This is a genomic window from Pseudomonas syringae (assembly GCF_023278085.1).
In the GTDB taxonomy this organism is placed as follows: domain Bacteria; phylum Pseudomonadota; class Gammaproteobacteria; order Pseudomonadales; family Pseudomonadaceae; genus Aquipseudomonas; species Aquipseudomonas syringae_Q.
In genome coordinates this window covers 5,069,370-5,081,174 of the sequence record NZ_CP066265.1, presented here as the reverse complement: position 1 = coordinate 5,081,174, position 11,805 = coordinate 5,069,370, and the positions used below count along the sequence as shown (strand labels likewise).

General features: G+C 59.5%; 11 protein-coding genes. 3 read left to right on the top strand and 8 right to left on the bottom strand.

The genetic code is table 11. The features are described from left to right. Window positions 1-44: 44 nt before the first annotated feature. From I9H07_RS22555 to I9H07_RS22530, 6 genes are all read right to left on the bottom strand, one after another. Window positions 45-347, bottom strand: coding sequence for a Txe/YoeB family addiction module toxin (locus I9H07_RS22555; RefSeq protein WP_080266691.1), 303 nt, complete (start codon window positions 345-347; stop codon window positions 45-47). Further along, window positions 319-597 carry a type II toxin-antitoxin system Phd/YefM family antitoxin gene (locus I9H07_RS22550; protein WP_024675323.1) on the bottom strand — a complete coding sequence of 93 codons (279 nt, stop codon included), beginning with the start codon at window positions 595-597 and terminating at the stop codon, window positions 319-321. Before I9H07_RS22550 ends, I9H07_RS22555 begins: the two co-directional genes overlap by 29 nt. Before the next feature lie 223 nt (window positions 598-820). Beyond that, entirely contained in the window at window positions 821-1,600 is a 780-nt protein-coding gene (locus I9H07_RS22545; RefSeq protein ID WP_024675322.1) for an N-acetylmuramoyl-L-alanine amidase, read from the bottom strand. 94 nt (window positions 1,601-1,694) lie between these two features. Next, the gene (locus I9H07_RS22540) at window positions 1,695-3,806 is read right to left on the bottom strand and encodes a GGDEF domain-containing protein (protein ID WP_236424911.1); all 2,112 of its coding nucleotides are present in this window, start codon (window positions 3,804-3,806) and stop codon (window positions 1,695-1,697) included. Next, window positions 3,803-4,678, bottom strand: coding sequence for an endonuclease/exonuclease/phosphatase family protein (locus tag I9H07_RS22535; protein ID WP_024675320.1), 876 nt, complete (start codon window positions 4,676-4,678; stop codon window positions 3,803-3,805). The genes I9H07_RS22540 and I9H07_RS22535 overlap by 4 nt, the downstream gene beginning before the upstream one ends. Before the next feature lie 9 nt (window positions 4,679-4,687). Continuing rightward, a complete protein-coding gene (locus I9H07_RS22530) occupies window positions 4,688-5,332 on the bottom strand; it encodes a thiol:disulfide interchange protein DsbA/DsbL (RefSeq protein ID WP_024675319.1) in 645 nt (214 codons plus the stop codon). 294 nt (window positions 5,333-5,626) lie between these two features. Between I9H07_RS22530 and yihA the strand changes: the two genes are divergently transcribed. Further along, a complete protein-coding gene (gene yihA / locus I9H07_RS22525; protein WP_024645119.1) occupies window positions 5,627-6,262 on the top strand; it encodes a ribosome biogenesis GTP-binding protein YihA/YsxC in 636 nt (211 codons plus the stop codon). 243 nt (window positions 6,263-6,505) lie between these two features. On the opposite strand, the gene polA is transcribed toward yihA, so the two are convergent. Further along, window positions 6,506-9,271 (bottom strand): DNA polymerase I, encoded by a 2,766-nt coding sequence (polA, locus tag I9H07_RS22520; RefSeq protein ID WP_236424909.1) that lies wholly within the window; start codon window positions 9,269-9,271, stop codon window positions 6,506-6,508. A gap of 74 nt (window positions 9,272-9,345) precedes the next feature. Between polA and I9H07_RS22515 the strand changes: the two genes are divergently transcribed. Further along, complete coding sequence (locus tag I9H07_RS22515) at window positions 9,346-9,633, top strand: DUF2782 domain-containing protein (RefSeq protein WP_024645121.1); 288 nt, start codon at window positions 9,346-9,348, stop codon at window positions 9,631-9,633. A gap of 50 nt (window positions 9,634-9,683) precedes the next feature. Further along, the gene (locus I9H07_RS22510; protein ID WP_236424907.1) at window positions 9,684-10,634 is read left to right on the top strand and encodes a homoserine kinase; all 951 of its coding nucleotides are present in this window, start codon (window positions 9,684-9,686) and stop codon (window positions 10,632-10,634) included. A gap of 175 nt (window positions 10,635-10,809) precedes the next feature. On the opposite strand, the gene znuA is transcribed toward I9H07_RS22510, so the two are convergent. Further along, a complete protein-coding gene (gene znuA, locus I9H07_RS22505; protein WP_094188414.1) occupies window positions 10,810-11,745 on the bottom strand; it encodes a zinc ABC transporter substrate-binding protein ZnuA in 936 nt (311 codons plus the stop codon). Window positions 11,746-11,805: the final 60 nt, after the last annotated feature.

The following is an 11,805-nucleotide window of genomic DNA, read 5'->3' as shown; positions in this document are numbered from 1 at the left end:
AGAATTCTGCGTTAAAAGGCGATAGGGTGAAGACATTCCAGCCATCAGTAGTGATGGCGACATGCGATGACCGTAAGAACGCCACCTTCGTAAAAGTAGACCAAACGATGCTCTTTGGTGATGCGGCGGGACCAATAACCTGTCAAATCACCGGTCAATGGTTCTGGCTTTCCAGTGCCCTTGAAGGGGGTGCGTAGACATTGGTTGATAAGGCTGTCGATGGATTTGGAAATTGTCTGGTCAGAGTTCTTCCAGTGAGAGTAATCGTCCCATCCTAACGCCGTGAAATGTACGCCTACAGAGGTTCTTGCCGCTTCTTTATTCTTCTGTTTCTGGCCCTGTGACATCTAGGGAAATCTCCTTTATGAAAGCTTTCCCGGCTTTATGCTGTGCAACGGATTGTCGCAGGCGCGTCGCATTGGCCTCTGTACCCAGTAGATACATGGTCTCTGACATTGAGTTGAAGTCATCAAGGGAGAGCATGACTACATGGTCACCGCGCAAGCGAGTGATGAGCGCGGGCTCATGGTCCCGGCACACATCGTCCATAGCTTGCTTTAAGCCGGCGCGAGCCTGGCTGAATGATAAAACCTGCATATAAATATTCCTTCCTGGCTTCGCCAGACCCTGTATGGGATTGGAACTGCTCGACTACCCTTCAGATATCGAGCGCTTCTTCAAGCAAAGAGCTTGGGCATGGTTGTTTTGTACAGGATCTTGTACATGTATTCAACCTTGGCGTGCCATATAGGGTGCTGGTATTCAGTCAGGTTGTTCGCCACAGCGGCCGTAGGACTCTTCTTCGCCGCTTTACGCCCGATCAATTCGAGTGATTAAGCACCTGCAAAATGGCCGCGCTTTGGGTGTCGGGTTCGCCGTCGAAACGGGCAGGGCGGTAGTGCATCTGGAAGGCTGCCAGTACCTGGCGTGTTGCGATGTCCAGTTCGCCGGTCTGCGGCGTTGCGTAGCCCAGACGCGCCAGTTGCTGCTGGAACCAGCTGATGCTTGGCAGGTTGGTGGCCAGCAATGCCTGGCGCTGGGCAACCTGGCGTTCGTCGGGCCAGATGCCGAGTCCTTCGGCTGCGAGACGTTTCCACGGGAATAGCGGACCTGGGTCTTGCTTGCGCAGCGGGGCGATGTCGCTGTGGCCGATGACGTGTTTCGGGTCGATCCGATTGCGTTTGACGATGTCCTTGAGCAGAACGGTGATCGACTGGATCTGCGCCTCGGTGTACGGATACCACAGGCGGCCGGTCGGCGTTTCCTTGAAGCCCGGATTGACGATTTCGATGCCGATGGAGCTGGAGTTGAGCCATGTGCGGCCTTCCCACTCGCTTTCGCCTGCGTGCCAGGCCCGTGCGTTCTCATCGACGAGTTTGTAGATCGTGGCCTGGCGGTCATCCCCGATCAGGTAATGGCTGCTGACCTCGCCATGGGTCAGTAGCTGGAGAGAGCGCTCCAGTGAGGCCGAGGTGTAATGCATGACGACGTACTGAACCCGACCGTCGAAATTCACGGATGGATGGCTGGTGTCCAGCTTCGGACCGCTGGAGCAGGCCGTGAGGACGAGTAACAGAAAGGCAGAGAAATACAGCTTCATTGGATTGGCAGCGTCGGCAGGAAATGCAACATCATAACAAAACGGTGGCGAATAGCTTCAGGCTGAAACATTTGTTCAGATTAAAATGTATCAGTCAGCCCTGCTCTACTCGGTTTCTGCCGTTTTCCTTGGCTTTGTAAAGGGCCTGATCGGCACGCTTTATGGCGGTATCCGGCCGTTCGCCAACCCGGAAAGCCGTCATGCCTATGGAGACGGTGATGGTTACCCGCTCGCCCTTGAAGTGAAACGGGCACAGCTCGACGGCGGCGCGCAGTTCGTCGATCAGTATCAAGCCGGAATCAGGGCGTGTTGCGGGCAGCAACATGACAAATTCTTCGCCACCAAAGCGGGCGAGAAAGTCACCGGGCCGCAGGCGTTTTTTGAAGACGTTGGCGACAATTTTCAGCACTTTGTCACCCGCCAGATGCCCGTAGCCGTCGTTGATGCGCTTGAAGTGGTCCAGATCGAGAATGCACACCAGCAGGCTGTTTTTTTCCTGCTGCCACTGAGCCATTTCGTGTTCAAGGCGTTCGCCCCACGCAGCCCGGTTGGGCAGTTCGGTGAGCGGATCAACCAGTGCCTTCTGTCGCTGCTCTTCCAGGTGGGTCCTGAAACCCAGTGCCTCCTGCTCCATGCTGGCGACACGGGCCGACAGACTTTGCAGGCGCGATGCCACTTCCTGCTCGCGGTCGTCGCGCTTGCGCTGGTAGGTGTCCATGGTGCTGAGCAGCCCTTCGAGCCGGTTATCCAGCACCTGTTTGAGGCTGGTCAGGTCGGACGCATCCTGAACGCTGCTTTGCAACCCGCCCACCTGCTCGCGCAATTGCTCGTTCAAATCGCGCACTGCAGACTGATCTTCGGCGCGATCTTCGCTGGCAGCCTGCAAATGACTCTGGAAGGATTCGAGTCGCTCATTGAGCTGCTTGAGGTAGCTGCCGAATTCCTGCTGACCGCCGTTGTTGATCGCCAGCATCAGAACCGCCAGGTCGTCGAGGATCGGCAGCAGTTCGTACCAGTTAAGCCCGTGTTTCAGGCGTAACTGCATGTCCTCGACCTGCGGACGAAAATGCTCGGACAACGTCAGGTCGTTGAGCAGGCCCAGCAGGGTTTCTTCAATGTGTGCAGCGACCGAACTGTAACTCGGCTCCGGCGAGGAGGGCAGCGCATAACCGTCATCACCTTCTGCGGCTTCGGGTTCGGTATCAGGCTCGGGCTCTTCTTCCGGTTGTTCTGCTGCGACGACGACCGGTGCCGGTCTTTGCTGATAAGGCACGCTCGGTATGGGCGCCAGCATATCGGTGATGTCGACAGGCTCGACATAGGTGTAAGCGTGTTCGGGGATTGGCTCGGGAGCCATTTCCGGGGTTATCACGGCCGCAGGCGTGGCAGCCACAGAAGGAGCAGCTTCCACAGGCGCGGTGACAGTTACTGTGTCGACGTCGGGAGCCGGCTGTGGCGCGGGGGCAGGTTCGATAACCGGATCAGTCTTCTCTTCCGGTGCCAGTACTGGCGCCAGCGTTGGCGTTGGCGTTGGTGCTACGGGCGCTGGCGGTGCGTCTGCTTCGGCAGTGGGTTCAGGTGGTTCGTACGTGTTGTCGCGCTGCTCCTGCACCGGCGGAGGTGTCTCGGCTGGAGCGTCGTCGGGCGAAGCCGTTTCAGGAGGATGCTCATTGCTGTGCGGCTCCCGCGAGCCGAACAGGCGTTGCAGCAGGCCTTGGCGGGGCCCTTCTTCGGGTTTTTCAATCTGGGTCAGGGCCTGGCCCTGCAAACCGCTCAGCTCACTGAGCAGCACGGGCAGCTCGCGTGCCTGGGAAGCGCGCTCTTCAAGGTCTTTGGCAAAGCGCTTGAGTGGTTTGCGCACTTCGCGTGGCAGCGGCAATGCCTGTAGCTGGGTGACCAGTGCGGTCAGTGCCGAGCTGATCTGCCCGGCGCGTACTTCGCGGCGATGCTCGGAATCCAGCACCGCTTTCTCAAGGCGCGGGATCAGGGCTGCGAGGCCCGCGTCCATGTCGTCCGTGCGGACGATTTCGCGCATTTCCTTCATGCATTCGTCGACAGCCCGGTCAGAGCCCTCCGCCGCCAGGCTGCTGCGCACCAGGCCGCGACGCAGCAAGTCGAGCCGCGCATCCCAGCGCTTTTCGAGCTTGTCCTGTTGCTCGATCCCTTTGAGGTATTTCTCTTTCCAACGCTCCGCGTCGTCGCTCATGCAAGGCTTCCACCAGAGGGCACAGGCAGTGAGTCCCCACACAGTGAAGCAGGCAGGCGAATCTCGACGGCAACCGGCAGGTGATCGGAAATAGGGTGAGCCAGCACCTGCACACGTTCCAGTGTCAGGGTCGGGCTGAGCAGAATGTGATCAAGACAGCGCTGTGGCCGCCAGCTGGGGAAGGTCGCTTCGATCTGCGGGGCCAGAAGGCCCAGATCTCGAAGTGGGGAATGCTCCAGCAAGTCGTTGGCATGCGTGTTCATGTCGCCCATGAGCACCTGATGGCGGTAGCCGCCGATCAGTTCACGGATGTAGGCCAGCTGTCGGGTCCGGGTACGGGTGCCGAGGGCCAGGTGCATCATGACCACCACCAGCGCATCCTCTCCTTCGCCGAAGCGAACGAGAATTGCACCACGCCCGGCCGGGCCAGGCAGTGGGTGGTCCTCGATCTTGGTCGGCCGCAAACGGCTCAGCACGCCATTGCTGTGCTGGGCCAGGCGCCCGAGGTTGCGGTTGAGCTGTTGATACCAGTACGGAAAACCACCCAGCTGGGCAAGATGCTCGACCTGATTGACGAAGCCGGAGCGCATGCTACCGCCGTCGACTTCCTGAAGCGCCACCAGGTCGAAATCGTTGATCAGCTCGCCGATTTTCTGCAGGTTGCCTGCACGCCCGCCGTGCGGCAGCAAATGCTGCCAGCTGCGCGTCACGTAGTGATGGTAGCGCTGGGTACTGATACCGACCTGAATATTGAAACTGAGCAAACGCAGCCTGCCGTCTTCCGGCAAGCCGCTTTGCGTCAGGTGATGTTCGTTGACCTGCGGATCATGCAGGCCAACGATACGCGGGCTACCTTTGCCCCAGCGGCGCATGACAGGCGCTTACTTGGCGGCTGCAGCAGCCGCTCGCTCTTTGGCGATCAACTGGTCAGCCACCTGCAAGGTAGCTTCCGGACCACCGGCAGAACCGAGGTCAAAGCGGTATTTGCCGTTGACGATCATGGTTGGAACGCCGGTCACTTCGTACTTCTTGGCCAGTTCCTTGTACTGCGCGATCTTGCCCTTCACGGCGAAGGAATCGAATGTCTTGAGGAAGTCATCCTTGTTCACGCCTTGGGTGGCGACGAAATCGGCCATGTCGTTCTTGTCGGTCAGGCGCTTGCCGCCTTTCTGGATGGCTTCGAATACTGCCGCGTGAACCTTGTGCTCGACACCCATGGTGTCCAGGGTGATGAACAGTTGGCCGTGGGCATCCCAAGGGCCGCCGAACATGGCCGGGATACGTACGAAGTGCACATCGGACGGAAGTTTTTCAACCCACGGATTGATGGTTGGCTCGAACGCGTAGCAATGCGGGCAGCCATACCAGAACAGCTCGATTACTTCGATCTTGCCTGGCTCGGCGACAGGCACAGCGCTTTTCAGCTCGACGTATTGTTTGCCAGCCTCGATGGGCGCGGCGGCCTGGGCGGACATACCGAACAGACTGGCGGCAACCAGAGCGGCGCTGATGATCAGATTACGCATGCTTTACTCCTGAGCAGATTGAATCGCCTTCAAGCGACGGTGTTTCGACCGAACGCGAAAGCCTGAGTTCGTTAGTGTAACGCTGAGGTTATAAAAATGGGTGGCCCTGGAAGGCCTTTTTGCTGAAGGAGTGAAGCAGGTCATGTCTGAATGTTCCAGCACACCGGTCAGAGCGGCCCGACACGGTGTGAGTGTGGGCCGGGTGACAGGTGTGTCATCATAGGCTCACGCATTCACACGAAACCGAAACCTCTTGCCGCACCCTTTGCAGGCAAGGCCTTCACCGGAAATCACATGCAACTCAAAAACCCTATTCTCGGTCTGTGCCAACAGGCCACGTTTATGCTCAGCGCCGCCAAGGTCGACCAATGCCCCGATGACGAAGGTTTTGAAGTCGCATTTGCCGGTCGCTCCAACGCGGGCAAGTCGAGCGCGCTGAACACCCTGACCCACGCCAGTCTGGCACGTACCTCCAAGACGCCGGGGCGTACCCAGTTGCTGAACTTCTTCGGCCTGGACGAGGATCGTCGTCTGGTCGACCTGCCTGGCTACGGCTACGCGAAAGTCCCCATCCCGCTGAAGCTGCACTGGCAGCGTCACCTGGAAGCCTATCTGGGCAGTCGTGAAAGCCTGAAAGGGCTGATTCTGATGATGGACATCCGTCATCCAATGACCGACTTCGACCTGTTGATGCTGGATTGGGCGATCGCCAGCAATATGCCGATGCACATTCTGCTGACCAAGGCCGACAAGCTGACTTACGGCGCAGCCAAGAACACGCTGCTCAAGGTTCAGGCCGATATCCGCAAGGGCTGGGGCGACGCTGTCAGCATTCAATTGTTCTCGGCCCCCAAGCGCATGGGGCTGGAAGAGGCCTATACCGTACTGGCTGACTGGATGGAGCTGGAAGACAAGGCGCCTGCCGAGTAAATCGCAGGCAAAAAAAGACCCCGGACTTCGCATGGGGAGAAGGAAGTTCCGGGGCTTAAGGTCCAGACCTTAGGGTGGGGTCCGGATATATGCCAACACTTAACACAACATAGGAGCATGATGGATTTTTCAATCAATCGGAAACTCTGACTCCTGTCTAAATGGTTAAGTTCCAGCAATGTAGAAAAGTTCACCTTTCCTACAGTGTTTGACGAACCTGCTTACAAGTTCGCCCTGTTTCACTCAATGTGCCTCGTCCCAATTGTTGCCCACGCCCACTTCCACCAGCAGTGGCACGGCCAATTCTGCTGCCCCGCTCATGTGCGGACGGATCTGTTCGCTGATCTGATCCACCAGGTCTTCGCGCACTTCCAGCACCAGTTCATCGTGTACCTGCAGGATGACGCGCGCATCCAGCCCTGACGCATCCAGCCAGCCGTTCACCGCCACCATCGCTTTTTTGATGATGTCGGCGGCGGTGCCTTGCATTGGCGCGTTGATCGCCATGCGCTCCGCGCCCTTGCGCAGGGACGGGTTCTTGGCATTGATGTCGGGCAGGTACAGGCGGCGACCGAAGATGGTTTCGACGAAACCCTGCTCGGCGGCCTGGGCGCGGGTGCGCTCCATGTAGTCGAGTACGCCGGGGTAGCGGGCGAAGTAACGGTCTACGTAGGCCTGTGATTGCTTGCGGTCGACGCCGATCTGCTTGGCCAGACCGAACGCGCTCATGCCGTAGATCAGCCCAAAGTTGATCGCCTTCGCGCTGCGTCGCATGTCATTGGTGACGCCGTCCAGTTCGACGCCGAATACTTCCGCCGCCGTTGCCCGGTGCACGTCCAGGTCGTTGCGGAACGCGTGCAGCAAGCCTTCGTCCTTCGCCAGATGCGCCATGATCCGCAGTTCGATCTGCGAATAGTCCGCGGCCAGCAGTTTGTAACCTTTTGGTGCCACGAACGCCTGACGGATGCGTCGGCCTTCAGCGGTACGAATCGGGATGTTCTGCAGGTTCGGATCACTGGAGGACAGGCGGCCTGTCACCGCTACCGCCTGATGGTAAGAGGTATGAATGCGCCCGGTGCGCGGGTTGATCTGCTCGGGCAGACGATCGGTGTAGGTGCTCTTCAGCTTGCTCATCGAGCGGTACTGCATCAGCACTTTGGGCAGCGGGAAGTCCTGCTCGGCCAGTTCAGCCAGCACCGCTTCGGCAGTCGAAGGCTGGCCGGTGGCGGTTTTGCTGAGGATCGGCATGCCGAGTTTTTCATAGAGAATCACCCCGAGCTGCTTGGGCGAGCCGAGGTTGAACTCTTCACCGGCAATGGCGAAGGCTTCGCGCTCCAGGGCGGTCATCTTGTCGCCCAGCTCGACGCTCTGGATGCCCAGCAGGTTGGCATCGACCAGCGCGCCCTGGCGCTCGATACGGGCCAGCACCGGCACCAGCGGCATTTCGATATCGTTGAGCACCGGCTGCAAGGTCGGGATTGCCGCCAGGCGGGCGTCGAAGACTTCATGCAGGCGCAGGGTCAGATCGGCTTCTTCAGCGGCATAGTTGCCCGCCTGCTCCAGTGCAATCTGGTCGAAGGTCAGCTGTTTGGCACCCTTGCCAGCGATGTCCTGAAAGTTTATCGGCGTGTGCGTCAGGTACTTGGCCACCAGGCTGTCGCGGTCGTGGCGGGTCGCCGTGGAGTCGAGGACGTAGGACTCCAGAATGGTGTCGAACCTGACACCCTGCAAATCGATGCCCTGCGCCTGATCGCCATCGATCGCGCAGTTGGCAAGCAGGTTGATGGCGAATTTGGCGTGCTGGCCGACCTTGATCTTGCCCGGGTCTTCCAGCAACGGCTTGAGCGTCTTGAGCACCGTGTCGCGGTCCAGTTGCTGCGGCACGCCCATGTACGAGTGAGTCAGCGGGATATAAGCCGCTTCGTGGGTCTGGATGGCGAAAGACAGACCGACCAGTTGCGCACGCTGGGCGTCGGTGCCGTTGCTCTGGGTGACGAAGGCGAAAAGCGGCGCGGCCTGAAGCTTTTTCAGCCAGGCATCGAACTGGGCTTGTTCGAGGATGACCTCATAGGCCGTTTCTTTGGCTTCGACTGTGGGTTCTTCAACCGCCAGCTCCTGTCCGGCACGCTTGGCGTCGCGTTGCAGGTCTTCGATCCAGCTTTTGAATTCCAGTTCGGCGTACAGCTCCATCAGCGTATCGCGGTCCGGCTCGCCGCAGTGCAACTGATCCAGCTCGATGTCCAGCGGCACGTCGATCTTGATGGTCGCCAGTTCGTAGGACAGGAAAGCCATCTCGCGGTGTTCTTCGAGCTTGGCAGCCAGGGTCTTGGCGCCCCGAATCGGCAGGGTCGCGACCTTGTCGAGGTTGTCGTAGAGCTCCTTGATCCCGCCGCCGACGCCAACCAGCAGGCCGACGGCAGTTTTCTCACCGACGCCCGGCACGCCGGGAATGTTGTCGACCTTGTCGCCCATCAGCGCGAGGTAATCGATGATGTGCTCCGGGCCGACGCCGAATTTCTCTTTCACGCCCGCGACGTCGAGCACGCTGCCGGTCATGGTATTGACCAGGGTGATATGCCCGTCGACCAGTTGCGCCATGTCCTTGTCGCCGGTGGAGATGACCACCGGCCGATCCGCCGCCGCGCTGCTGCGCGCCAGGGTGCCGATCACGTCATCCGCTTCGACGCCTTCCACGCACAGGAATGGATAGCCCATGCCTTTGACGCAGGCATGCAGCAGATCGACCTGCACGCGCAGATCGTCCGGCATGCTGGGCCGGTTGGCTTTATAGTCGGTGTACAGCGCGTCACGGAACGTCCCGCCCTTGGCGTCGAAAACCACCGCGAGCGGGCTGTCCGGATACTGGCGGCGCAGGCTTTTGAGCATGTTCAGCACGCCTTTGACGGCGCCGGTCGGCAGCCCTTTGGACGTGGTCAGGGGTGGCAGTGCGTGGAAGGCGCGGTAGAGGTAAGAAGAACCGTCCACCAGGACGAGCGGCGCTTGGGTCATGAGCAGAATCAACCTTTTCGGCGGGTGCGGCGCTAGAATGCGCGGACCATTGACGACAAAGGGACAAGGTTATCATGCGCAAGGTAAATCGACTCTTATTGACCGGCCTGTTGGCGCTTTGCCCTTTGCTCGCGGTTGCAGCAGAGGACTCACCTTCGGCGGCGCCGGACGTTACTATTCGCACCGATGGCGACAGAACCATTCAGGAATACCGTCAGAACGGTTTTCTGTATGCGGTAAAAATCACCCCGAAACACGGCAAGCCCTATTTTCTGGTGCGCGCCGATGGTACAAGCCCCAACTTCATCCGTTCGGATCAACCGGACATGCTGATCCCGCAGTGGGAAATATTCAGCTGGTAGTTGTTATCCGGTAGCACCCTACATTCACTTTAATGGTTGGCAGTCCTGATATGTCCGTTTTTACCCCGCTGGCTCGGCCCGAGCTGGAAACATTTCTCGCCCCTTACGGGCTCGGCCGTCTGCTTGACTTTCAGGGCATTGCCGCTGGCAGTGAAAACACCAATTACTTCATCAGCCTGGAGCGGGGCGAGTTCGTCCTGACTCTGGTAGAGCGCGGTCCGGTTCAGGAAATGCCGTTCTTCATCGAGCTGCTTGATGTGCTGCACGAGGCCGATCTTCCGGTGCCTTACGCACTGCGCACTACCGACGGTCAGGCGCTGCGCGAGCTGGCGGGCAAGCCGGCGCTTCTGCAGCCACGTCTGCCGGGCAAGCACATCAGTGAGCCGAATACCCAACATTGCGTACAGATCGGTGAGTTGCTGGCCAATCTGCACCTGGCAACGCGCGAGCAGATAGTGGAGCGCAAGACCGATCGCGGGCTGGACTGGATGTTGAGCGAGGGGCGGAGTTTTCTGTCGCACCTGGGCGAGACTCAGCGGGCATTGCTTGCAAAAAGCCTTCAGGAAATCGAAGACCTCAAGCCGCAGATCATGGCGTTGCCGCGTGCCAACCTGCACGCCGACCTGTTTCGCGACAACGTGCTGTTTGAAGGCACGCACCTGACCGGGTTGATCGACTTTTACAATGCCTGCTCCGGCCCGATGCTGTACGACCTGGCGATTGCCCTCAACGACTGGTGCTCTCGCGAAGACGGCCGGCTCGACGCCGTCCGCGCCCGCGCCTTGCTGGGCGCTTATGCAGGCCTGCGCCCGTTCACGGCTGCGGAATCGAAACTCTGGGACACTATGCTGCGCATTGCCTGCGTACGTTTCTGGCTGTCACGCCTGATCGCCGCCGAAACCTTTGCCGGGCAAGACGTGCTGATTCACGATCCTGTGGAGTTCGAACAGCGCCTGGCCGAGCGCCAGGAAGCGCACATCGCACTGCCGTTTGCGCTCTGACTGACGCCCCGCTTTTGACTATCGTGCCAATGCTCCGCGTTGGCATGCAGTTCGTGACGCTCTGCGTCATAAATCCGTGGCGCACCGCACGCTCCCGATCGGACGCAGAGCGTCCAGAACGGCATACCGACGCGGAGCGTCGGCACAATACTCAGGACGAAAAGTGCCTGTGCAATCAAATACTGCTCAGGCAACCCGTCAAATCATCAGCCAGTTTCTGTAACACCTGCTCGTAACCTTGCGCGGTTGGCGGAATGTAACCACCCAGCGCGTCCAGTTCGGCCAGTTTGACCGGCAGCCCGGCGCTCAGGGTGTCTGCCAGGCGCGGGCGCAAAGGTGGCTCGCTGAATACGCAGGTTTTGCCCGCCGCTTTCAGGCGCTCGCGCATGGCGGCCACGTGCTGCGCGCCGGGCTGGATCTCGGCGGCGATGGCGAATACACCCGCGTGCTTGAGCCCGTAAGCCTCTTCGAAATAATCAAACGCCTCGTGGAACACGAAGAAAGGCTTGCCTGCAACAGCGCTGACACGACCCTTGATTCGGGCGTCCAGAGCATCCAGACGCTTGCTGAACGCGTCGGCGTTACTGGCGTAGCGAGTCGCATTGGCCGGGTCCGCAGCGCTCAGGTCCGCCGCCATTTTCGCTGCAATTACGCGCGCGTTGACGGTCGACAGCCACAGATGCGAGTCCAGGCTGCCAGGCTGATGATTGTGATCATGTTCGTCTGCATCGTCGTCATGACCGTGGTCATCATGGGAGGCGTTGTCTTCACCGAAGTGGCGCAAGTGCATGCCGGGCAGGGATTGCACGGCAACCGCCGGCAGCGTGCGGCCTTGCAGGACACGCGGCAGGAACGTTTCCATGTCCGGGCCGATCCAGTAGAGCAGTTCTACTTCCCGCACACGCCGCACGTCGGATGGGCGCAGGGCATAGTTATGCGGTGATGCGCCGGGCGGCAAAAGCACTTCGGGCTTACCCACGCCATCCTGTACAGCCGCCGCAATCAGCTGCAATGGCTTGATACTGGTCAACACATTGACCTCGGCCTGAGCCGGGGCGATGAACAACAGACTGATCCACAGAACAGCAACAAGATTGAAAAGACGGCGCACTCGAATCACTCATATAAGCCAGGAACAGGTAACATAATAACGTCTCTAGCCAATATCGTC